The 22,679-nt window shown below is 73.4% G+C and carries 18 protein-coding genes and 3 pseudogenes; 8 read left to right on the forward strand and 13 right to left on the reverse strand.

Annotated features, from left to right (window positions below; translation table 11 throughout):
• The first annotated feature begins 111 nt into the window (after positions 1-111).
• Positions 112-2,031, forward strand: coding sequence for a 1-deoxy-D-xylulose-5-phosphate synthase (gene dxs, locus BJF79_RS50210; protein ID WP_075907593.1), 1,920 nt, complete (start codon positions 112-114; stop codon positions 2,029-2,031).
• 289 nt (positions 2,032-2,320) lie between these two features.
• Here the strand turns inward: dxs and BJF79_RS50215 are convergent, their stop codons facing one another.
• The 8 genes and pseudogenes from BJF79_RS50215 to BJF79_RS50250 form a co-directional block, all read right to left on the reverse strand.
• Entirely contained in the window at positions 2,321-2,686 is a 366-nt protein-coding gene (locus BJF79_RS50215) for a hypothetical protein (protein WP_075907594.1), read from the reverse strand.
• A 36-nt stretch (positions 2,687-2,722) separates the two neighbouring features.
• Positions 2,723-4,075, reverse strand: a complete 1,353-nt coding sequence (locus tag BJF79_RS50220; RefSeq protein WP_143221045.1) for an FAD-dependent oxidoreductase — start codon at positions 4,073-4,075, stop codon at positions 2,723-2,725.
• A 48-nt stretch (positions 4,076-4,123) separates the two neighbouring features.
• Positions 4,124-5,605 (reverse strand): amino acid permease, encoded by a 1,482-nt coding sequence (locus BJF79_RS50225; protein WP_075907596.1) that lies wholly within the window; start codon positions 5,603-5,605, stop codon positions 4,124-4,126.
• A gap of 152 nt (positions 5,606-5,757) precedes the next feature.
• Positions 5,758-7,847 (reverse strand): annotated as a pseudogene (locus tag BJF79_RS50230) (3-hydroxyacyl-CoA dehydrogenase NAD-binding domain-containing protein).
• Complete coding sequence (locus tag BJF79_RS50235; protein ID WP_075907597.1) at positions 7,844-9,046, reverse strand: thiolase family protein; 1,203 nt, start codon at positions 9,044-9,046, stop codon at positions 7,844-7,846. The pseudogene BJF79_RS50230 and the gene BJF79_RS50235 overlap by 4 nt, the downstream one beginning before the upstream one ends.
• 50 nt (positions 9,047-9,096) lie before the next feature.
• Entirely contained in the window at positions 9,097-9,525 is a 429-nt protein-coding gene (locus BJF79_RS50240; RefSeq protein ID WP_143221046.1) for a hypothetical protein, read from the reverse strand.
• A 70-nt stretch (positions 9,526-9,595) separates the two neighbouring features.
• Positions 9,596-10,756 carry a sensor histidine kinase gene (locus BJF79_RS50245; RefSeq protein ID WP_262403746.1) on the reverse strand — a complete coding sequence of 387 codons (1,161 nt, stop codon included), beginning with the start codon at positions 10,754-10,756 and terminating at the stop codon, positions 9,596-9,598.
• Positions 10,753-11,415 carry a response regulator transcription factor gene (locus tag BJF79_RS50250; protein WP_075907615.1) on the reverse strand — a complete coding sequence of 221 codons (663 nt, stop codon included), beginning with the start codon at positions 11,413-11,415 and terminating at the stop codon, positions 10,753-10,755. The genes BJF79_RS50245 and BJF79_RS50250 overlap by 4 nt, the downstream gene beginning before the upstream one ends.
• Positions 11,416-11,540: 125 nt before the next feature.
• Between BJF79_RS50250 and BJF79_RS56940 the strand changes: the two genes are divergently transcribed.
• Positions 11,541-11,684 carry a hypothetical protein gene (locus BJF79_RS56940; protein WP_158079552.1) on the forward strand — a complete coding sequence of 48 codons (144 nt, stop codon included), beginning with the start codon at positions 11,541-11,543 and terminating at the stop codon, positions 11,682-11,684.
• Between the two features lie 78 nt (positions 11,685-11,762).
• Here BJF79_RS56940 and BJF79_RS50255 read toward each other — a convergent pair whose 3' ends face one another.
• Positions 11,763-12,602: an aminoglycoside phosphotransferase family protein gene (locus BJF79_RS50255; RefSeq protein ID WP_262403747.1), complete on the reverse strand. Its 840-nt coding sequence runs from the start codon at positions 12,600-12,602 to the stop codon at positions 11,763-11,765.
• Positions 12,603-12,783: 181 nt separating this feature from the next.
• Here BJF79_RS50255 and BJF79_RS50260 point away from each other — a divergent pair, with 181 nt between their 5' ends.
• The 5 genes and pseudogenes from BJF79_RS50260 (at position 12,784) to BJF79_RS66320 (ending at position 16,258) form a co-directional block, all read left to right on the forward strand.
• Entirely contained in the window at positions 12,784-13,266 is a 483-nt protein-coding gene (locus tag BJF79_RS50260) for a hypothetical protein (protein ID WP_075907599.1), read from the forward strand.
• Positions 13,267-13,335: 69 nt separating this feature from the next.
• The gene (locus BJF79_RS50265) at positions 13,336-14,298 is read left to right on the forward strand and encodes a peptidoglycan-binding protein (protein ID WP_075907600.1); all 963 of its coding nucleotides are present in this window, start codon (positions 13,336-13,338) and stop codon (positions 14,296-14,298) included.
• Positions 14,295-14,945, forward strand: a complete 651-nt coding sequence (locus BJF79_RS50270; protein ID WP_075907601.1) for an ABC transporter ATP-binding protein — start codon at positions 14,295-14,297, stop codon at positions 14,943-14,945. The genes BJF79_RS50265 and BJF79_RS50270 overlap by 4 nt, the downstream gene beginning before the upstream one ends.
• 247 nt (positions 14,946-15,192) lie before the next feature.
• Positions 15,193-15,723: pseudogene (locus BJF79_RS66315) on the forward strand (ABC transporter permease); the annotation flags it as partial.
• 298 nt (positions 15,724-16,021) lie between these two features.
• The gene (locus BJF79_RS66320; protein WP_316043603.1) at positions 16,022-16,258 is read left to right on the forward strand and encodes an ABC transporter permease; all 237 of its coding nucleotides are present in this window, start codon (positions 16,022-16,024) and stop codon (positions 16,256-16,258) included.
• Between the two features lie 446 nt (positions 16,259-16,704).
• On the opposite strand, the pseudogene BJF79_RS50285 reads toward BJF79_RS66320, so the two are convergent.
• Positions 16,705-17,907 (reverse strand): annotated as a pseudogene (locus tag BJF79_RS50285) (HRDC domain-containing protein).
• A gap of 235 nt (positions 17,908-18,142) precedes the next feature.
• Positions 18,143-18,709 (reverse strand): DUF3000 domain-containing protein, encoded by a 567-nt coding sequence (locus tag BJF79_RS50290; RefSeq protein ID WP_075907603.1) that lies wholly within the window; start codon positions 18,707-18,709, stop codon positions 18,143-18,145.
• Positions 18,710-19,394: 685 nt separating this feature from the next.
• Between BJF79_RS50290 and hemE the strand changes: the two genes are divergently transcribed.
• Positions 19,395-20,411 carry a uroporphyrinogen decarboxylase gene (gene hemE, locus BJF79_RS50295; RefSeq protein ID WP_262403753.1) on the forward strand — a complete coding sequence of 339 codons (1,017 nt, stop codon included), beginning with the start codon at positions 19,395-19,397 and terminating at the stop codon, positions 20,409-20,411.
• 16 nt (positions 20,412-20,427) lie between these two features.
• Here the strand turns inward: hemE and BJF79_RS50300 are convergent, their stop codons facing one another.
• Positions 20,428-21,462, reverse strand: coding sequence for a DUF4349 domain-containing protein (locus tag BJF79_RS50300; protein ID WP_075907604.1), 1,035 nt, complete (start codon positions 21,460-21,462; stop codon positions 20,428-20,430).
• A gap of 157 nt (positions 21,463-21,619) precedes the next feature.
• Positions 21,620-22,679 (reverse strand): hypothetical protein (locus tag BJF79_RS56945; RefSeq protein WP_262403748.1); only part of this gene is annotated, 1,060 nt, incomplete at its 5' end.

Consider the following 22,679-nt stretch of genomic DNA (forward strand, 5'->3'; position numbering starts at 1 on the left):
GTTTCGCACCTGGAGGGGAGACTCCCTCCGGCGCGCCACGATCGAACCGGGATTAGACTCGGAACGGCCCGAGCCAGGGGAGCCGTCGTCCCCCATGAGGAGTTGAATCGCGTGAGCCTGCTGGAGTCGATCAAGGACCCCGACGACCTCAAGCGACTGGACGCCGCTCAGCTGCCTCGGCTGGCGGAGGAGATCCGCGAGTTCCTGATCCACGCGGTGTCCAAGACCGGCGGTCACCTGGGCCCGAACCTCGGCGTGGTCGAGCTGACCATCGCCCTGCACCGGATCTTCGACTCGCCCAAGGACAAGATCCTCTTCGACACGGGCCACCAGGCGTACGTCCACAAGATGCTCACCGGCCGCAGGGACTTCGACCTGCTGCGCAAGCGCGGCGGCCTCTCCGGCTACCCGAGCCACGCCGAGTCCGAACACGACGTCATCGAGAACTCGCACGCCTCCACCGTCCTGTCGTACGCCGACGGGCTCGCCAAGGCGTTCCAGGTGCGCGGCGAGGACGACCGGGCCGTCGTCGCTGTCGTCGGCGACGGCGCCCTCACCGGCGGCATGTGCTGGGAGGCCCTCAACAACATCGCGGGCGCCGCCGACCGGCCCGTCATCATCGTCGTCAACGACAACGGCCGCAGCTACTCGCCCACCATCGGCGGCCTCGCCGGCCACCTCGCCGACCTGCGCGTCACCCAGGGCTACGAGCACGCGCTCGACCTCATCAAGAAGACGGTGCCGCGCGCGCCCGTCGTCGGCGGCATGGCCTACGAGACGCTGCACGGCATCAAGAAGGGCCTCAAGGACGTCCTGCAGCCGCAGGCCATGTTCGAGGACCTCGGCATGAAGTACGTCGGCCCCATCGACGGCCACGACGAGGACGCCGTCGAGAAGGCGCTGCGCCGCGCCCGCGGCTTCGGCCGTCCCGTCATCGTGCACTGCATCACCACCAAGGGCCGCGGCTACGCGCCCGCCGAGAACGACACCGAGGACTGCATGCACGGCGGCGGGGCGTTCGACCCCGCGACCGGCAAGTTCCTGTCCAAAGGCGGCGGCCCCGCCTGGACGAAGGTGTTCGGCGACGAGATGGTGCGGATCGGCCGCGACCGCCGCGACGTCGTCGCCATCACCGCCGCGATGCTGTACCCGACGGGCCTCGCCCCGTTCGCCGAGGCGTTCCCCGACCGCGTCTACGACGTCGGGATCGCCGAACAGCACGCCGTCACGTCCGCGACCGGCCTCGCGATGGGCGGCCTGCACCCGGTCGTCGCCGTCTACGCCACGTTCCTCAACCGCGCGTTCGACCAGGTCCTGATGGACACGGCGCTGCACCGCCAGCCCGTCACGTTCGCGTTGGACCGCTCCGGAGTGACCGGCGACGACGGCGCCAGCCACAACGGCATGTGGGACATGTCGATCCTCCAGCTGGTGCCCGGCCTGCGCATGGCCGTCCCCCGCGACGGCGCCCGCCTGCGCGAACTCCTCCGCGAGTGCGTCGCCGTCTCCGACGGCCCCACCGCGATCCGCTACCCCAAGGGCCCCGCCGCCGCCGACATCGACGCGATCGACAAGGCCGGCGACATGGACGTCCTCGCCCGCCACGACGGCTCCAACGGCACCCGCGTCCTCCTGGTCGCCGTCGGCTCGATGGCGACCCCCGCGCTGGAGGCCGCGAACCTCATCGCCGCGCAGGGCATCGGCGTCACGGTCGTCGACCCCCGCTGGGTCAAGCCCCTCGACCCGGCCCTGCTCGACCTCGCCCGCGACCACAAGCTCGTCGCCGTCGCCGAGGACAACGGCCGCACCGGCGCCGTCGGCGACGCCGTCGCCCGCCTCCTGCGCGACGCCGAGGCGGACGTGCCCGTCCGCACGTTCGGCATCCCGCAGGAGTTCCTCGACCACGCCTCACGCGGCGAGATCCTCGCCGACATCGGCCTCACCCCGCAGGCCCTCGCCCGCGACATCACCGAGTCGGTGGCCCGCCTCTCCGCCCTCGAAGAACACGAACACACCCCCTCCACCGACTGACGCCTTCCGCGCGCCGGGTGGCGCCCACGCCTTCCGGCGGCCGCTTGTGCCGTGGGTTGCGCGGCCTTCGGGCGCTGGGGTCGCCCTGCGGCCGCGCTGGGGTCGCGTTCCGTCCGGTGCGGGTGCCTCCGCTCGTGCCGGGGTGGCGCGCTGGGGTGCGCTTCGTGCGGTCGGCGGTGCGGCACGCCTGCTGGCGGTTTCGTGTGCCGTGGGTCGTGCGGGCTTCGGGTGCGAGGCGGCCTGCGGCCGCGCCGGTGGTGGGCGCACCGCCTGTCGGGTGGGCGGTGGGTCAGCCGCCTTCGGCTGCCAGGAGCTGCCAGAAGTGCTGGACGGACGCGGCCGCGGTGCCGAGTTCGCGGCCCGCGTACGTCCAGCGGCCGCGCAGCATCCACAGGCGGCCGACGCCGTCCTGCACGTAGACCTGCAGCGGGAAGCAGGCGTCGTGGGCGCGGATGACGCCCGCGTGGTCGACCGCGGGGCGCAGGTCGGGCACGCCGTCGCAGCGGACGCCCATGACGGACGTGCGGGGGTCCTGGCGGAGGAGCCCCTTCGTCAGGTCATGGACGAGCACGGACACGTAGTCGGGACCCAGCCACCTGAGGTCGGGCACAGACTCGGGTGGGGGGAACCCGTACAGCTCTGGACCGCCGGTCACAGGCGGCACCGTAGCGCCCCGGTCACACTCCCGTCACTACCCCGCGGGCGGTTTGTTCCGGCAGGCGGCGGTCATCGCGTCCCAGCGGCCGAGTTTGACGCGCTCGCCGCGGTCGAGGCTGCGGGCGAGGGCGATCTCGGCGGCGTCCAGGTTGAGCCAGTCGGCGTAGGTGACGACGGGCAGGCCGCGCGATTCGAGGAGTTCCTCGACGGTGTGCTCGGGCGGCTTGCGGTCGGCGGGCAGGTCCGCGAGGAGGTTGCGGACGGTCTCGGCCGCGTCGGACTTGTTCGTGCCGACGACGCCGGACGGGCCGCGCTTGATCCAGCCGGTGACGTACTCGCGGGGGACCCGCGCGCCGTCCGGGCCGAGGATGCGGCCGCCCTCGTTGGGGACGACGTAGGAGCGTTCGTCGAACGGGACGCCGTCGAGGGGGACGCTCTGGTAGCCGACGGAGCGCAGCACCATGCCGACGGGGAGGGTTTCGTACTCGCCCGTCCCGGTGACGCGGCCGTTCTCGTCGAGGGCGGTCTTCTCCAACCGGAGGCCCTCGACGCGGTCGGTGCCGATGATCTCGGACGGGGCGCGCCAGAACCGGACGTCGATCTGCCGGGGGCGGTCGGCGGGTTCGGCCGTCCAGGTATTGAGCACCTTGATGTTGCCGCGGACCTTCCGGTCGCTTTCGGCGAGTTCGGCGCTCGCCGGGTCGAGGTCCATGTCGGCGGGGTCGACGTGGATGCCGGCGTTCGGCAGTTCGCCGAGCTCGCGGGCCTCCTTGGTGGTGAACTTCGCCTGCGCGGGGCCCCGGCGGCCGATCATGTGGACGCGGCGGACGCGGCTCTTCGAGAGGGCCTCGATGACCTGCTCGGGCACGTCGGTGGAGCGCAGTTCGTCCGATGTCTTGGCGAGGATGCGGACGACGTCGACGGCGACGTTGCCGACCCCGATGACCGCGACCTCGTCGACGGAGAGGTCGAACTGGTGGTCGGCGGCGTCGGGGTGGCCGCAGTACCAGTTGACGAAGTCGGTGGCGGCGACGCTGCCCGGCAGGTTCTCGCCGGGGACGGCCAGGTGCCGGTCGACCATGGCGCCGGTCGCGTAGACGACGGCGTCGTAGCAGCCGAGCAGGTCGGCGCGGGTGATGTCGCGGCCCAGTTCGACGCAGCCGAAGAACCGGACGGCCGGGTCCTCCAGCACCCGCTGCAGGTAGCGGGCGATCGACTTGATCGAGGTGTGGTCGGGGGCGACGCCGTAGCGCACGAGCCCGTAGGGGGTCGGCAGCCGATCGAAGACGTCGACGCGGACGTCCTCGCCCTGTTTCACCAGGGCTTCGGCGGCGTAGACGCCCGCCGGGCCCGACCCGATCACCGCGACGCGCACAGGAGAAGCCATGCGGGCCATTGTGCACACCGTCTCATTCATTGAACACCGTGAGACGGGTCACTCGGTCGATTTTTCGCTGCGGCGGGCCAGCCGGCTGTGCCTGTGGCCGTAGAGGAAGTAGACGACGAGGCCGATCGCCAGCCAGGCCAGGAAGCGGTACCACGTCTCCAGCGGCAGGTTGATCATGACGAACAGGCAGCCGAGGACGGACAGGATCGGGACGAGCGGGACGAGCGGCGTGCGGAACGCGCGCGGCAGGTCGGGCCGGGTGCGGCGCAGGATCGGGACGCTCACCGACACGACGAGGAACGCGAACAGGGTCCCGATGTTGACGAGGGTGGCGAGTTCGGTCAGCGGGATGAACCCGGCGATGACGGCGGAGACGACGCCCATCAGGATCGTCGAGCGGTACGGCGTCTGGAAGCGCGGGTGCACGCTGGACAGCCACCGGGGCAGCAGGCCGTCGCGGCTCATCGAGAAGAACACCCGGCTCTGCCCGAGCAGGAGGATGAGCACGACGGAGGTGAGCCCGATGACCGCGCCGACGTTGATGATCGTGGCGAACGCGGGCGCGCCGACGAACTCGAACGCGTCCGACAGCGGCGCGTCGACGCTCAGCTCGGTGTATTTCTGCATGCCGACGACGACGGTGGAGACGGCCGCGTACAGGACCGCCGTGATGAGGAGGGAGCCGATGAGCCCGATCGGCAGGTCGCGCTGCGGGCGGCGGGCCTCCTCGGCGGTGGTGGCGACGATGTCGAAGCCGATGTAGGCGAAGAAGACGACGGCGATGGCGGCGAAGATGCCGAGCCAGCCGAAGTTGACCGGGGTGATCCCGAAGATCACCTGCATCAGCGGCGCGTCCACGCCGGACGCCTCGGAAGCCGACTCCGACGGCGGGATGAACGGCTTGTAGTTCTCGCCCTTGACGAAGAACAGCCCGGCGAAGATCACCAGCAGCACGATCGTCACCTTGATGGCGACGATCACGGCGTTGACCCGCGAGGACACCTTGATGCCGAGGACGAGCAGCACGGTGACGGCGAGGACGAGCGCGATCGCGGGGACGTTCACGACGCCGCCCTCGCCCGGCGGCGCGGCGATCGATTCGGGGATGTCGACGCCGAGGTCGCTCAGCAGCGACGCGAAGTAGCCGGACCAGCCGACGGAGACGACGGCGGCGGCGAGCGTCAGTTCGAGGATGAGGTCCCAGCCGATGATCCACGCGGGGAACTCGCCGAGGGTGGCGTAGGAGAACGTGTAGGCGGAGCCCGCGACCGGGACGGTCGAGGAGAACTCGGCGTAGCACAGTGCGGCGAGCCCGCAGACGATCGCGGCGAAGATGAACGACAGGGCGACCGCGGGGCCCGCGTTGTTGCGGGCGACCACGCCGGTGAGGACGAAGATGCCGGTGCCGATGATGACGCCGACGCCGAACACCACCAGGTCGAGGGCGGAGAGTCCGCGTTGGAGCCGGTGTTCCGGGTCCTCGGTGTCGCGGATCGACTGCTCGACCGACTTCTTGCGCAGCAGGCTCATGCTCGGCTCCCGGGGCGGTCCGATCGTCCGAATCCGGCTATGCCCGTTCGGACGCGAATTATGATCAGCCGAATCGGGGAATGCCGGTGACGTGGGAGAACGCCGGGAAAGAGGCGTCCCGAAGCGGATTCGGGACGCCTCCGCCGTGCGGCCTAGCGGGGCAGGGACGCCGCGCCGGGCTCCAGGAACCGGCGCCCGGCGACCCGCTCGGAGACGCCCGCGCGGTCCAGGTACGGGGTGATGCCGCCGAGGTGGAACGGCCAGCCCGCGCCGAGGATCATGCACAGGTCGATGTCCTCGGGCGCCGCGACGACCCCCTCGTCCAGCATGATCCGGATCTCGGACGCCAGCGCGTCCAGCGCCCGCGCGAGGACCTGCTCCTCGGTGGACGGCGACGTGCCGCCCGCGAAGATCTCCACGGCCTCGGGGTCGAGGGTGAAGTCCGGCCGGTACACGCCGGGCTTGCCTGCCGCGACGAGCTTCGCGAGGTTGGCCGAGAGCGGGAACCGGTCGGGGAACGCGCCGTGCAGCGTCTCGTTCACGTGCAGCGCGATGGCCGGGCCGACCAGCCCCATCAGGACGAACGGCGGCATCGGCAGTCCGAGCGGCGCGGCCGCGCGTTCGGCGACCTCGATCGGCGTGCCCTCGTCCACGGCCTGGACGATCTCGGCGAGCAGCCGCAGCAGGACGCGGTTGACGACGAACGCGGGGGCGTCCTTGACCAGCACGCACGACTTCTTCAGCTGCTTGCCCGTCGTGAACGCGGTGGCGAGCGCGGCGTCGTCGGTCCGGTCGCCCCGGACGATCTCCAGCAGCGGCAGCACGGCGACCGGGTTGAAGAAGTGGAAGCCGACGACCCGCTCCGGGTGCTTCAGCTTCGACGCCATCTCCGTCACCGACAGCGACGAGGTGTTGGTCGCGAGGACGCACTCGGGCGAGACGTGGTCCTCCAGTTCGGCGAACACCTTCTGCTTGACCGCCATCTCCTCGAACACCGCCTCGATGACGAAGTCGGCGTCGTTGAAGGCGTCCTTGGTGAGCGATCCGGTGATCAGCGCCTTGAGCCGGTTGGCCTTGTCGGGGGAGACGCGGCCCTTGCCGAGCAGCTTGTCGATCTCCCCGTGCGCGTGGCCGACGCCCTTGTCGAGGCGGTCGCGGTCCAGGTCGGTGAGGACGACCGGGACCTCCAGGCGGCGCGCGAACAGCAGCGCGAGCTGCGAGGCCATCAGCCCGGCGCCGACCACGCCGACCTTCGTGACCGCGCGGGCGAGCGACTTGTCGGGCGCCCCGGCGGGCCGCTTCGCGCGCTTCTGCGTCAGGTCGAACGCGTAGAGCCCGGCGCGCAGCTCGTCGCTCATGATGAGGTCGGCGAGCGCCTCGTCCTCGGCGGCGAAGCCCTCGTCGCGCGTCCGGTCCTTGGCGGCCGCGACGAGATCGAGCGCCCGGGTGAACGACGGGGCGGCGCCGTGCAGCTTGCCCTCGACGTTCCAGCGGGCGGCCGCGATCGCGTCGTCCCACGCCTTGCCCTTGTCGACCTCGGGACGCTCGACGGCGGCGTCCCCGTTGAGGACGCGGGCCGTCCACGCGAGGGACTCTTCGAGGAAGTCGGCCGAGTCGAACAGCGCGTCGGCGATGCCCAGCTCGAACGCCTGCCGTGCCTTGAGCGTCCGGTTCTGCGCCATCGGGTTGTCGATGACGACCTTGAGCGCCTTCTCCGCGCCGATCAGGTTCGGCAGCAGGTACGTGCCGCCCCAGCCCGGCACGAGGCCGAGGAACGCTTCCGGCAGCGCGAACGCCGGGACGCCCGCCGAGATCGTCCGGTACGTGCAGTGCAGGCCGATCTCGACGCCGCCGCCCATCGCCGCGCCGTTGTAGTAGGCGAACGACGGCACGGGCAGCTCGCCGAGCCGCCGGAACACGTCGTGGCCGAGCCTGCCGATCGCCAGTGCGTCGGCGCGGGAGCCGATCAGCGGCACGCCCTTGAGGTCGGCGCGACCGCGAAGACGAACGGCTTGCCGGTGACGCCGACCGCCGCGATGTCGTCGCGTCCGGCGATCGTGTCGATGGCCGCGTCGAGCTCGGCGAGCCCGTTCGGGCCGAAGGTGTTCGGCTTGGTGTGGTCGTGCCCGTTGTCGAGCGTGATCAGCGCGAGGGTGCCCGCCCCGTACGGCAGCGTCACGTCCCGCACGTGCGCGTGGGTGACGATCTCGTCCTTGAAAATGTCCTTGATGTTCGCGCTCACTTGGCGCCCTCCCACCCGGTGTTCTCCCAGAGGACGGTTCCGCCCATGCCCATGCCCACGCACATCGTGGTCAGTCCGTAGCGGACGTCGGTCCGCTCGGCGAACAGCCGCGCGAGCTGGTTCATCAGCCGGACGCCGGACGACGCGAGCGGGTGGCCGAACGCGATCGCGCCGCCCCACGGGTTCACCCGCGGGTCGTCGTCGGCGATCCCGAAGTGGTCCAGGAACGCGAGGACCTGCACGGCGAACGCCTCGTTGATCTCGATGAGGCCGATGTCGTCCATGGTCATCGAGTTGCGGGCCAGCAGCCGCTCGGTCGCCGGGACGGGCCCGACGCCCATCACCTCGGGTTCCACGCCCGCGAACGAGAAGTCGACCAGCCGCATCTTCGGCGTCAGGCCGAGCTCGCGGGCGACGTCCTCGGCGGCCAGCAGGCACGCGGTCGCGCCGTCGTTCAGCCCGGCCGAGTTGCCCGCCGTCACGTTGCCGTGCACGCGGAACGGCGTCTTCAGCTTCGCGAGGTCGTCGAGCGTCGTGCCGGGGCGCGGCGGCTCGTCCGCGGTCGCCAGGCCCCAGCCGCGCTCGGCGGAGCGGACGGCCGTCGGCACCAGGTCCGGCTGGATCTTCCCGGCCTCGTAGGCCGCCGCGACCTTCTGCTGGCTGCGCACCGCGTAGGCGTCCGCGCGTTCCTTGCCGATCCCCGGGAACCGGTCGTGCAGGTTCTCCGCGGTGGAGCCCATGACCAGCGCGGACGGGTCGACGAGCCGGTCCGCGAGGAACCGCGGGTTCGGGTCGACGCCCTCGCCCATCGGGTGCCGGCCCATGTGCTCGACGCCGCCCGCGATCGCGACGTCGTAGGAGCCGAACGAGATGCCCGCCCCCGACGTCGTCACGGCGGTCATCGCGCCCGCGCACATCCGGTCGATGGCGTAGCCGGGGACGCTCTTGGGCAGCCCGGCGAGCACGGCGGCGGACCGTCCGATGGTCAGGCCCTGGTCCCCGGTCTGGGTGGTGGCGGCGATCGCGACCTCGTCCACCCGCTCGGGCGGGAGGGACGGGTTGCGGCGCAGCAGTTCGCGGATGGCGCGGACGACCATGTCGTCCGCCCGGGTCTCCGCGTACAGCCCCTTCGGGCCGGCCTTGCCGAACGGCGTGCGTACGCCGTCGACGAACACGACGTCGCGTGCGGTGCGAGGCACGGGTGCGTCCTCCCTGTGCTGGGCTCGGTGGTCGCACCCAATGCTACTCGTCAGTAACTACTGATCCGGGTGGCCGGTGCCCGCGCCTGCCCCGCCCGCTCCCGGGCGTCCAGTGCCGCCAGCACCCCGGCCGCGAGCACGGCCCCGAGGATGATGCCGATCAATACCACCTGGAGACGTATCCGCAGGACAGGGCCCTGACACTCGTTCCGCACCAACCCGCGCAGCCAATCCCGCAGCTCCCCGGGAGGCGGGACGTCGCCGCCCGCGTCCGCCGCGCGCAGCGAGAGCAGCACCGACCGGACGGCCGCGACCGCGCGGTCCCGGTCGCCGAGCAGCTCCTCGGCGTACTCGATCAGCTCGGCACCGTGGACGTCGTAGACGCGGCCGACCGCCCCGGGGCGCCGGGCGCGCAGCGACCGCACCAGCCGCGCGTCCCCGGCCGGGCAACTCGCCGGATGACTCGTATGTGTGGACACGCCCGGATTATTGGCGCCCGGACGTCCCCCGCAATGCGCCCCGGACGCACACGCCGCGCGCGCCCGTTTGTCAGCGAGGTGACAGCGCGGGCAGCCGGACCGTGATCGACAGGCCGCCCTCCGCGCGCGGAACCGTCTCGATGGAACCCCCGTGCGACCCCACCACCGCCCGGACGATCGACAGCCCGAGCCCCGCGCCGTCCGCCGACCCCACCCGGTCGGCCCGCAGCCGCCGGAACGGCTCGAAGATGTTCGCCACCTCGTACTCCGGCACGATCTTCCCCGTGTTCACGACCCGGACGAACGCCGCACCGTCCGCCGTGCCCGTCCGCACCTGCACCAGTCCGCCCGGCACGTTGTACTTCGCCGCGTTCTCCAGCAGGTTCCCGACGCACCGCTCCAGCAGCACCGGGTCCCCGGCGACCATGCCCGGCGCGAGGTCGGCGTCGACCTCCCGGTCGGCCAGGTCGAGATCGGCCTGGTCGAGGGCGCCCCGAACGACCTCCGCCAGGTCCAGCTCGTCCGGCGCCGTCGGCTCCCGCTCCGACCGCGCCAGCAGCAGCAACCCGTCGATCAGCCGCTCGTGCCGCGCCGTGTTGCCCAGCAGGACGTCCGCCAGCGCCTTCGTCTCCGGCGGGTTCTTCCGGCTCGCCAGCGCGACCTCCAGCACCGTCCGGTTGATCGTCAGCGGCGTCCGCAGCTCGTGCGACGCGTTCGCCACGAACCGCCGCTGCGCGTCGAACGCCCGGTGCAGCCGGTCGAGCATCCCGTCGAACGTGTCCGCCAGGTCCTTGATCTCGTCCTGCGGGCCCTCCAGCCCGATCCGCTCGTACAGCGTGCTCTCCGACAGCCGCCGCGCCGTCGCCGTCACCGTGTGGATCGGCCGCAGCATCCGCCCCGCCAGCACGTACCCGATCGCCACCGCGACGACCCCCAGCACCGCCATCGTCGCCAGCGACCCCCGCAGCAGCCGCTCCAGCACGTCCGCCCGCCGCTCCGCCATCGCCCGCTCGGCCCGGTCCCGCAGGTCCATCAGCGCGTCGACCCGGTCCCCGCCGGCGAGCGCCTGCAGGTCGGCGGCCGTGATCGTCGGCTCGTTCTCCATCCCGAACCCGGCGTTCATGCTCTGCACCGTCATCAGGTACGTCACCGCGACCAGCACCGCCGACGTCACCAGGAACAGCGACCCGTACACCAGCGTCAGCCGCGTCCGGACGCTCAGCCGCGTCACCGCTCCTCCAGCCGGTAGCCCGACCCCGTGACCGTCTCGATCAGCGGCGGAGCGCCCAGCTTCCGCCGCAGCGTCGCCATCGTCACCCGCACGATGTTGCTGAACGGGTCGATGTGCTCGTCCCACGCCCGCTCCAGCAGCGACTCCGCGCTCACCACCCCGCCGTCCGCCCGCAGCAGCTCCTCCAGCACCGCGAACTCCTTGTTCGTGAGCCGCAGCTCCCGGCCGTCCCGATGCACCCGCCGCCGGTGCGGATCCAGCCGCACCCCCCGCACCTCCAGCACCGGCGGCACCGCGCGTCCCGCCCGCCGCCCGAGCGCCCGCACCCGCGCCACCAGCTCCCCGAACACGAACGGCTTCGGGAGGTAGTCGTCGGCCCCCAGCGCCAGCCCGTCCACCCGCTCTTCCACGTCCCCGGACGCCGTCAGCATCAGGATCCGCCCCGCGTAGCTCCGCCCGGCGATCTCCCTGCAGACGTCGTCGCCGTGCACCGTCGGCAGATCCCGGTCGAGCACGACGACGTCGTACTCGTTGTACGACGCCCGTTCGAGCGCGGCGTCCCCGTCGTACACGACGTCGACGGCGATCGCCTCCTCACGAAGCCCCTCGGCGATCGCGTCCGCCAGCACCCGCTCGTCCTCGACGATCAGAACCCGCATGGGGGCGAGCATGCCGTCCGGCGCGTTAAACCCGGATAAGCCCGCATGGCCGCCTGGAGGGGCCGCAGGCCATCGAGGAGTCGGTCGACCGCATCGGACGCGCGTCCCGCGACCTGTCCGAGGTGGTGCGGCGCCTGGTGGACGACGCCCGCGCGGGCGACACCGCCCGGAAGGCCGCGGATCTGGAATCCGCCGCCGAGCGAGAACGCGTCCTGTACCGCGCGGTCGCCGACTTCCGCACGGCCGCCAGGGAGATCCTCACGCCGTAGGCGGGCCCGTAGGAATTCGTGCCCGATGTCGTCCTCACCTAGCCGGTCGTGTGGGCCGCGGTCGGGACGACCGCGACGTCAAGCGCGTCGGGTGAGCAATTCCGCCAGGTGGTCCGCGAACCGGGTGAGCCGGTCGACCAGCGGCCCGTCGCGGCCGATGCCGAACCCGTGGCGCCGTCCGTGGAAGGCGGCCTGGACGGCATGGAGCTGCGCCCAGCGCCGGACACGCTCGACGTCGAGTTCCGCTGCATCGGCGTAAACGTTCAGGTTGTGTTCGACGGCCTTGGGCAGGTCGTCCGCTTCCAGGAATGCGAGCGCGCGCGATTTGAGCAGCGTGCCGCCGTCGTAGGCGGGATCGCCCACGTGACCCTTCGGGTCGACGGCCAGCCAGGGTTCGCGATCGGCGGGCAGGATGTTCCCCGGATGCAGGTCGCCGTGGACGAGCGTGTCCGGCTGCTCCCGCCCGAGCTCCCGGACGGTCGCGAGCGCCGCGTCCACGACACGGCGGGGCATCGTGTGCGGCAGCGCCGCGGCGTCCGCGCGCAGGTCCGCGTCCCACTCGCCGGCCCGCTCGCTCAGCCGGGGCAGGCCGGGCGGCGCCGGGACGGCCAGCCGCCGGCCGAGCCGCCCCGCGACCGTCACGATCTCGTCGCCGTCCCCGGCGTCGGCCAGCGTCGACGCCCCCGCCCGTTCGAGCAGCATCGCGAACCGTTCGTCGGCGCGCTCGTGCAGGAGCACCGCACCGCGCCCGCCCCACGCCGCGAACGCGTCCGGCTCGTGGACGTTGCCCGGGTGCGGGAACGACACCTTCAGCACCGCCGTCCCCGAAGCCCGCTTCACCGGGACGACCACCGCGACGCCCCCGTGCACGACGTCGCCGTCCGGCGCGCACCCCCAGCGGCCCAGCAGTTCGTCCACGATCCCCGGCAGGTCGGCGAGCCACGCCGCCCCGGGTTCCCCCTCGCGCGCGATCGTCCCCCCGCGCGAACGCCTCCGGCACTTCGATCACCCGAGCACCCTATGCGGCTGACACGGGTTTAACCCTCCGGCGTGTGCCATGGCTTCGGCCGCCGCAGGGCGCGGCGGCGGGAAGGGTGTCATGGATCGTCGGATTCGGGTCGCCGCGGTGGCGGCGGCCGTCGGGTTGGGCCTCGCGGGGCTCGCCGGGTGCGGGGGAGACGAGGGCGCGAAGACTTCGCCGTCGCGGTCGATGTCGGCCGAGGACGCGCAGCTGGAGTTCGCGCGGTGCATGCGCGAGAACGGGGCCGACGTGCCGGACCCCGGCGCCGGGGACGCCGAGGGGACGCGGCTCGGCAAGGGCATCGACAGGGGAAGGCTGGAGAAGGCGCTGCAGAAGTGCCAGTCGTTCCTCCAGGACGGGGGAGTGCTCCCCGACCTCGCGGACCCCGAGGTGCGCGATCAGTACGCGAAGTTCGCGCAGTGCATGCGGGAGCACGGCGTCGACATACCCGACCCGGGGCCGGACGGGACGCTGCGGATGCCCGAGGGGAACGTCGACCGGGGGAAGGCCGAGCAGGCGCGGGAAGCCTGCCGCGACCTGGTGCCGGAGACGGGCCGGTGAGGCGCGTCGTCGTGGTGGCGGGCCCGTCGCGGGCGCCGTCGCCGGGGCGGTGGCCGTGGGCGGCGCGTCGTGCAGGCGGCCGACGGCGGGGAGACGCGCGCCGGACGGACGGCCGCGCCCGCGACGGCACCCGTGGTGCGGGGCGATCTCGTCGACACCGAGACCGTGGACGGGACGCTCACGTACGCGGACGTGACGTCCGTGTGGACGGGCGCGAGCGGCGTCGTCACGTGGGCGCCCGAGCAGGGCGCGGCGATCGGCCGCGGGGAGACGCTGCTCCGCGTCGACGGGCGTCCGGTGACCCTCATGTACGGGACCGCGCCCATGTACCGGAAGCTCGCGCAGGGCGCGGAAGGCAAGGACGTCCGGATGCTCGAAGAGAACCTGAAGGCGCTCGGCCACGGCTCCGACATGACCGTGGACGGCGAGTTCACCGCGGCGACCGGCGCGGCGGTGCGCGACTGGCAGGACGAGCGGGGCCTGCCGGAGACCGGGACGGTCGACGCCGCGCAGGTCGTGTTCCTCGGCGGGGCCGCCCGGGTCCGCGAGGTGAAGGCGCCCGAGGGCGGCCGGACGGCGCAGGGCAAGCCCGTCCTGTCGGTGTCGGGGACCGAGCGGATGGTGCACGTGGACTTGGACGCCGACCGGCAGGACCTCGCGCGGAAGGGGGCGAAGGCGGCCGTGGAACTGCCCGGCGGGACGCGCGTCGAGGGGACGATCGCCGAGGTCGGGGCGGTCGCGGAGAGCCACGGGGAGGACACGACCGTCGACGTCGAGATCGCGGTCGAGTACGACGGGCGGTTCGACGAGGCGCCGGTGCGCGTGGAACTCGCGGGCGAGCGGCGCGCGGACGTGCTGTCGGTGCCGGTCGAGGCGCTGCTGGCGGTGCCCGGCGGGTTCGGCGTCGAGGTCGTCGAGGGCGCGCGGACACGGGTGGTGCCGGTGACGGCCGGCGCGTTCGGCGGCGGACGCGTGGAGGTGTCCGGCGGCGGGCTCCGCGCGGGCACGAAGGTGGGGGTGCCCGCGGAATGAACATCGTCGAACTCGAAGGGGTGACGAAGGAGTACCCGGGCGGCGTCGCGGCGCTGCGGGGCGTCGACCTGACGATCGCGCGGGGCGAACCGGCGGCGATCGTGGGGCCGTCCGGTTCGGGGAAGTCGACGCTGCTGCACATCATCGGCACGCTCGACCGTCCGACGGCGGGCGCGGTGACGATCGCCGGGCACCCCGTCGCGGACCTGCCGGACCGGGCGCTGTCGGCGCTGCGGGCCGGGCACATCGGGTTCGTGTTCCAGCAGTTCCACCTCGCCGACGGAGTTCCGGCGCTCGACAACGTCGCCGACGGCCTCCTGTACGCGGGCGTCCGGCTGGGCGAGCGGAGGGAACGGGCCCGCGCGGCGCTGGAACGAGTGGGTCTCGGCGCGCGCGCGGGCCACCGGCCGCACGAGCTGTCGGGCGGCGAGCGGCAGCGCGTCGCGGTGGCGCGCGCCGTGGTCGGCGAACCGGACCTGCTGCTCGCCGACGAACCCACCGGCAACCTCGACAGCGCCGCGGGCGCCGAGGTCCTGGACCTCCTGGACGACCTGGGCCGGGGCGGCACGACCGTCGCGGTCATCACGCACGACCCGGACGTCGCCGCCCGGATGCCCTCCGCATACGCGTCGCCGACGGCCGTATAACCGCCGACGACCGCCCCGGACACCCGCCCCCCGACGCCGGGCCGTGTCGCGTGTGTGCGGGTTTCGGCGATGGGGCGTGCACCGGACGTCCGGGCTGCGACCGCGCGGGGAGCGGGCGGTGAGCGCGGGGCTTTCGCCCGCGCGGCTCTCGGCCGGGGACGTGCTGCGCACGGGGCTCGCGGGGCTGCGGGCCCGTCCGGCGCGGGCGGTGCTGTCCGCGCTCGGCGTCGCGCTCGGGATCGCCACGATGACCGCGGTGATCGGGATCTCGGCGTCCGGGCAGGAGGACCTGCTGCGGCGGCTGGACCGGCTCGGCACGAACCTGCTGACGGCCGGGCCCGGCGAGACGCTGTTCGGGCAGGACGCGCAACTGCCGCGCGCCGCCCCCGGCATGGCGGGCCGCATCGAGGGCGTGACGTCGGTCGCCGCGACGGGCACGGTGGACGCGACCGTGCGGCGGACGGGCGCGATCCCCGCGGAGGTCACGCACGGGATCGGCGTGCAGGCCGCGACCGTCGGGCTGCCCGGGACGCTGCGGGCGCACGTCGCGGCGGGGCGGGCGCTGAACACCGCGAACGCGCGGTATCCGGGGACGGTCCTCGGGGCGGAGGCGGCGCGGCGGCTGGGCGTCGACCGGCCCGGGGCGCGGGTGTGGATCGGCGGCCGGTGGTTCACCGTCCTCGGGGTGCTGGCACCGGCGGGGCTCGCCCCGGAGATCGACCGGTCGGCGCTGGTCGGATGGGCGGCGGCCGAACGGTACCTCGGGTTCGACGGGCGTCCGACGACGATCTACGTGCGGGCGGCGGACGGGGCGGTGCCGGACGTCCGGGACGCCCTGGCGCGGACGGCCGACCCGGAGCACCCGGAGCAGGTGCGGGTGAGCCGCCCGTCGGACGCGCTGGCGGCGAAGGCCGCGGCGGCGGGCGCGTTCACCGGGGTGCTGCTCGGGCTCGGCGCGGTCGCGCTGCTGGTCGGCGGCGTGGGTGTCGCGAACACGATGGTCATCTCGGTGCTGGAGCGGCGGCCGCGAGATCGGGCTGCGCCGGTCGCTCGGGGCGACCCGGGGGCAGGTCCGGGTGCAGTTCCTCGCCGAGTCGCTGCTGCTGTCGGCGCTCGGGGGCGCGGCGGGGACGGTGCTGGGCGCGGCCGTCACCGTGGGATACGCGCTCGTCCGGGGCTGGCCGCCGGTCGTGCCGGGCTGGGCGCTCGGCGGCGGGTTCGCGGCGACGCTCCTGGTCGGCGCGGTGGCGGGACTGTATCCGGCGATGCGGGCGGCGCGGTCGGCGCCGACGGCGGCTCTGGCCACGGCGTGACGAGTCGGGGCATGATTGAAACGCCGTTGCCGTCCCGCCCCCGGGGGAGGTGTTCCGTCGTGCCCGTGCCAGGCATCCTGCGCAAGTCCTGCCGCGATTTCCTCGGGATCGACGGGGAGATCCGCTACATCTTCCCCGCGCAGTCCTACGGCGGCGGCGCCGGCTTCATCTTCGTGGTCACCGACGACCGCATCTCGGTGATCACGACGGGCGCGCTGAGCCGCAGCAGGCCGAAGAGCGTCTGGGGCAGCTACCCGCGCGGGACCCGGATCGGCCCGCTGGAGACGGGCACCGGCGCGTCCTTCGAGTTCGCCGGAGGGCGGTTCGAGATCGACGACGAGTACATCGCCGTCCTCAACGCGGCCGACGCCGAGATCTTCGACCGCGACAGCCTGCCCCGCGACCCCCTCCCCGACCTGTAGCGGGGGAGGGGCCCGCGGAACGCCCTAGAACTCGCCTTTGGTCTCCAGGCGCAGGAACGCGCGGGCGATCGGCTGCGCGGTGAGCGCCGCCTGCCAGCGGCGCGCGCCGAGCCGCCGCAGCTCCGCGGCCCGATCACCGACGCGGACGGCTCGTCCGGCGGCGTCCACGCGAGCCGCCGGACGACGTCGGGCTGCAGCAGGTTCTCGGACGGCATCGAGTTCTCCTCGGCGAGCGCCGCGACGACCGCCGCGGGCGGCGGTGCGCCGCTTGGCGGCCTCGGGGTCGCGGTCGGCCCAGCGGTGCGCGGGCGGCGGGCCGTCGCCGGGCAGGTTCGCGGCGGGCAGCCGCCGGTCGGGCAGCTCCCGGGCGCGCGCCACGGCGCTCAGCCACGCCGACTGGTGCCGCCGGGCGGCGCGGCCCCGCATCGTCGGCAGCGCCTGCACGTCGGGGATGGACTGCGGGGCCTGCTGCGCGAGCTCGATGATGGCGGCGTCCTGCAGCACCCGGCCGGGCGACAGGTCCCGCTCGCGGGCGATCTTGTCGCGCATCTCCCACACCGACCGGACGATCGCGAGCGCCCGCCGGTTGCGCACCCGGTGGATCCCGGACGTCCGCCGCCACGGGTCGGCGCGCGGCGGCTTCGGCGGGGTGGCGAGGATCGCCTCGAACTCCTCCAGCGCCCAGTCGAGCTTGCCGGCCGCGACGAGCTCGCCGTGCAGGGCGTCGCGCAGCTCGACGAGCAGCTCGACGTCCAGCGCGGCGTAGCGCAGCCAGTCCTCGGGGAGGGGGCGGGTGGACCAGTCGGCCGCCGAGTACCCCTTCTCCAGCAGGAACCCGAGCACGTTCTCGACCATGGAGCCGAGCCCGACGCGCGGGTAGCCGAGCAGCCGCCCGGCGAGTTCGGTGTCGAACAGCCGCCGGGGGACGAGCCCGACCTCGGCGAGGCACGGCAGGTCCTGGTTGGCGGCGTGCAGCACGATCTCGGCGTCCGCGAGCGCGGCGTCGAGCCCGGACAGGTCCGGGCAGGCGACCGGGTCGATCAGCGCGGTGCCCGCCCCGGCCCGCCGCAACTGCACCAGGTAGGCGCGCTGCCCGTACCGGTAGCCGGACGCGCGCTCCGCGTCGACCGCGACGGGACCGTTCCCGGCGGCGAACGCGGCGATGACGCGCTCCAGCGCGGCGGCGTCCCCCACGACGGGCGGCACGCCCTCCCGGGGGTCCAGCAGCGGGACGGCCGCGGGCGCGTCGGTGGACGTGCCGTTCGACGCGTCGGTGCCGGTTCCGGTGCCGGTGGCGGGAGGGTCGCCGCCGGTGGGGTCTGGAACGGTCCCGGCCGCCTTCCGCGTACCGGATCCCCCTTCGGGGCCGGTGGCGCGCGTCTCGGACATTCCCACGATTTCCGTGTTCTCCCCCGCCGCCTCGGTTTCGGACGCTTGACTCACGCCCCCTACCGTACGTCGCTCAGCCGCCTTCGCCGCCGGGGCCGCCCGGCAGTGCGGCGACTCCGGTGGGCGGCAGGCCCGCCGTGGTGCACATCACCTCGATCCACGCGGCGACGTGACCTGCCACGTCGTCGCCGGTCGGGGACCAGGACGCCCGCAGTTCCAGCTCGGTCGTGGACGGTTCGTCGCTTTTGTCGCCGAAACTCTCGGAGACCGCACGGGTGATCGTCCCCGACACGCCCGCGTAGCCGACCGGTTCGAGGGCTTCCAGGAGCCAGTCCCACGCGACGGAGCCGATCAGCTCGTCGGCGGCGATGTCGGGTTCGAGGTCGGCGCGGATGTAGGCGACGACGCGGAAGCCGTTCGTCCAGCCGTTGCCGCCCTCGGGGTCGTACAGGATGATCAGCCGCCCGGCCGCGACCTCGGTGTCGTCGTCGCGGTAGACGGTGCCGGACATCGCGGCCGCGTGCGGCGCGAGCCGCTGCGGGGCGGGCATGTCCTCGAGGTCGAGCTCGGGCCGGACGGCCGGGCCCTCGAGGATCTCGTGGAACGTGTCGAGGACCCGCTGGAAGGCGGGTGGTGTCATGGGCGCACCGGCCTGGACGTGGGAACGGGACTCGGATCGGTGATGCCGGGACGGGTGGCCGTCGCGCGGGGCGACGGGCGGTGACGCTGGGGGAACAGGCACAGCACAGGTTGTTTCGTCTCGGGGGCCGGGCCGCTCAGGCCACGGCCCGCGTGGAGGCGCCGCCGGACGCACCGGCGGTGCGGCGGGCGGACGGCCGGGCGAGGGAGGTGCCGCGCGCGGGATGGCGGCCGGGTCGGACGGCTCGGACGGGCCGGCCGAACCGGGCCCGCCGAGGTCGATCAGGCCGCCGAGGAGGACGGCGGTGCCGCACTCGACGCACGCGCGCTCCGGACAATCGGGACCGTGCCCGTCCGGGCACGGCGGCTGCTCGAACATACGTTCATCACCGCAGGTGGAGCAGTACAAGGGGGAACCTCCCTCACCTATGACACGGATCACGTTGGCATGAGCCGGAGACAGAATGCGGGACTTCGCTCGGCGTGTCCGGAACTTCATCCGCCCGTCGGACGTACGCGCGTCGCCGCCCCCGGACTTTACGCGGGCTCGCGGCGTGCACGGCCGGCGTGCGCGTCGGGCGGCGCGCGTCCCGAGTACCGGGTCCGGTGTATGGCCGCGCGGGTTTCGTGGGAGCATTTCAGACGTGGCTGCCAACGCTCTGGTTACCGACGATTCGAGCCCGTTCCTGCGCGCCTGCCGCCGCCGGCCGGTGCCGCACACGCCCGTGTGGTTCATGCGGCAGGCCGGCCGGTCGCTGCCGGAATACCTGCGGGTGCGCGAGGGCGTGCCGATGCTGGAGTCCTGCACCCGGCCGGACATGATCGTCGAGATCACGATGCAGCCGGTGCGGCGGTACGCCGTGGACGCCGCGATCTTCTTCAGCGACATCATGGTGCCGCTCAAGGCGATCGGCATCGACCTCGACATCAAGCCGGGCGTCGGCCCGGTGATCGCCGACCCGATCCGGGACGCGGCGGGCCTGGACGCGCTGCGCGCGCTCGAACCGGACGACGTCCCGTACGTGTCCGAGGCCGTCGCGGGCCTCGTCGGCGAGTTGGGCGGCACGCCGCTGATCGGCTTCGCGGGCGGCCCGTTCACGCTCGCCTCGTACCTGATCGAGGGCGGCCCGTCCAAGAACCACGAGCGCACCAAGGCCATGATGTACGGCGAGCCGGAGCTGTGGTCCACGCTCATGGAGCGGCTCTCCGACCTCACGATCGAGTTCCTCAAGGTGCAGGTCGCGGCGGGGGCGAGCGCCGTCCAGCTCTTCGACTCCTGGGTGGGCGCGGTGGCCGCGCAGGACTACCGGACGGCGGTGCTGCCGCACACCCGCCGGATCTTCGCGGCGGTCGAGCCGCTCGGCGTTCCGCGCATCCACTTCGGCGTCGGCACCGGCGAACTGCTCGGCCCGATGGGCGAGGCGGGCGCGGACGTCGTCGGCGTCGACTGGCGGGTGCCGCTGGACGAGGCCGTCGGCCGCGTCGAGCCCGGCAAGGCGCTGCAGGGCAACCTCGACCCCGCGATCCTGTTCGCCCCGTGGGAGACGATCGAGCAGCGCGCGCGCGACGTCCTGGCCCGCGGGCGTACGGCCGAGGGTCACATCTTCAACCTCGGGCACGGTGTGCTTCCGTCGACGAACCCGGACGTGCTCGCCCGCCTCGCGGACCTGGTCCACGAGGCGAGCGCGGAGCACACGGCCTGACGTCCGCCCGTCCGGTTCAGGGCTGCTGCCGGGGCCCGGACGTCCCCGAAGGCGGGCCGCCCGGAGCGGGCGGGGCACCGGGAGCGGGCGTGCCGCCCGGAGCGGGCGCGCCGCCCGCCGGGGCGAGCGGCCCGCGCGGGTTCGACCACGAGCGCAACCGCGCGCGCAGCCGGTGCCGCAGCAGGAAGACCGGGACGGCCAGGACCGCGAGCGTGACCAGGAACGGCAGCAGCCAGCCCAGGACGAGGGCGAGACCGCCGACGAACGAGCTGAACGCGTCCCAGCCGTTCTTCAGGCCGCCGAGGAAGCCGCCCTCCTCCTCCTTGGGCTCCTCCTTCGGCGCCGCCTTGCCGACCACGGTGACCGTCAGGGTCGCGTAACCGGTGCTCTCCTGCAGCGACTTGTGCCGGGCCTGCAGCGCCTCCAGGTCCGATTCCCGCTCGGAGATCTCGTCTTCGAGCTTCATGATCTCGTCGAGGGACTCGGCGCGCTCCAGCAGCTTCTGGAAGGACGCGAGCGTGGCCTTCGCCGACCGGACGCGGCTCTCGACGTCGGCGACCTCCGCCGTGACGTCCTGCGTCTCCTGGGTCAGCGACAGCTTCTCGCCCAGCTCCGAGCCCAGCCGCCCCAGCAGCTCCGCGTAGCGCTCGGCGGGGATGCGCAGGGTGACCTCGGCGCGCGGCGGGGAATTGTCGCTCGACTCGCTCCCGACGTAGCCGCCCGCCGCCGTGGTGAGCTGCTTGGCGCGGCTCGCGGCCTTCTCCACGTCGTCCGCGCGCACCCTGAGCTCGGACGTGTAGATGACGGCGCGGCCCGCTGCCGGGAGCTTCGCGTTCGACCCCCGGGACCCCTCGGAACCGTCGGACCCCTCGGACTCCTCCGAACCGGAGCCTTCCCGGGCGCCGTTCTGCGTGCTCCGCTGCTTCTCTGGGGCGGCGCCTCCCCGACCGGTCGTCCCCTCGTCGCGCGCCTCCGCGGGCGCGCTGGACCCCGCCGAGTCCGTCCCGGACGAGCAACCGGCGAGCAGCCCGGCCAGGAGCAGGGTGACCAATACGAATGTCGCTTGCCTGACACTTCTGGCGATCCGCATGCGGCTTGGACGACGTGGCGTACGTCACCGTTCCGTGGGGCGAATCGCGAAAAGAGCACGAAGCGGGCACGTCCGGGTCACGGCCGGAGCCCCCGCGGACCGGCCGTGACCCGCACGATCACGGGGTGCTCGTCAGCAGCATGGGCCCGCCGATGTTCACGTCCCCCAGCATCCACAGGTCGCCGGTGCCGGGGACGACGACCAGCTCCTTCCCGTTGAAGTTGCTCCGGTTCGGTGCCGGGGTCGTGCGCACCCGTCGCCACGTCCCGTCGTCGAGGCGCAGCAGCCCGGGCTCGGCGGGCTCGTTCAGGGAGTGGCCGAGGGCCCACACCGTGCCGTCCTCGCCCGCGACCACCTCGCCGAGCGAGTTGAGGCCCGCGGGCGGTTCGACGTTGCGCCACGAGGCGCCGTCCCAGCGCGAGATGACCGGTGTGGCGGGCCTGGTGCCGTGGTTCGTGCCGACGGCCCACGCCTCGGTGGGCGACACCACGGCGATGTCGGTCAGCCACGCGCCCCCGGGCGGCGGTTCGAGCGGGACGTCGCGCCACTCCCGGCCGTCGAAGTGGCGCGCGACGGGCTCATCGCCGTACCGGCCGGCCAGGACCATCGCCCAGATGTCGTCGTCCGCCTGAATGCTGATGGCGGTCAGCAGTCCGTCTTCGGGGAGGATGATCTGCGGCGCGACGTGCGACCACGCGTCGCCCGTCCAGCGGTAGAAGCCGCCGGTGCTCTGCAGCCAGACGTTCCCGTCCCGCACATGGAGCCCGGCGGAGGCGGAGCCCGGCGGGAGTTCGACCTCGGTGAAGGCGGTTCCGGTGAAGCGGGCGACGTACGGTTCCCTGGTGCGGCCCCCCTCGGGCGAGCCGTCCAGGTAGCGGATGCCGCTGATCCACACGTCCTCCGGACCGGCGGTCCGGACGACGTTGATCCGGCCGTGCCGGTCCAGGCCGTCGAGGTCGTACTCGACCCAGCGGTCGCCCGTCCAGCGCCGCACGACCGGGTTGCCCGCGTAGCTGGTCCCCGTGCCCGGGATGGGGCCGGGGAGCATGAACTCGCCCTGGACGCCGCTGATCCAGATGCTGTCGGGGGAGGCGGCGGGCGAGGCCGTCGAGGTAGTTGAGCGGCCAGGAAGAACGGGGAGCCCCACGGAGCGGAGTTCGAGGGGCGCGGCGGCGGGG

Origin of the sequence: Actinomadura sp. CNU-125 (genome assembly GCF_001942465.1) — a bacterium.
Classification (GTDB): Bacteria; Actinomycetota; Actinomycetes; order Streptosporangiales; family Streptosporangiaceae; genus Spirillospora.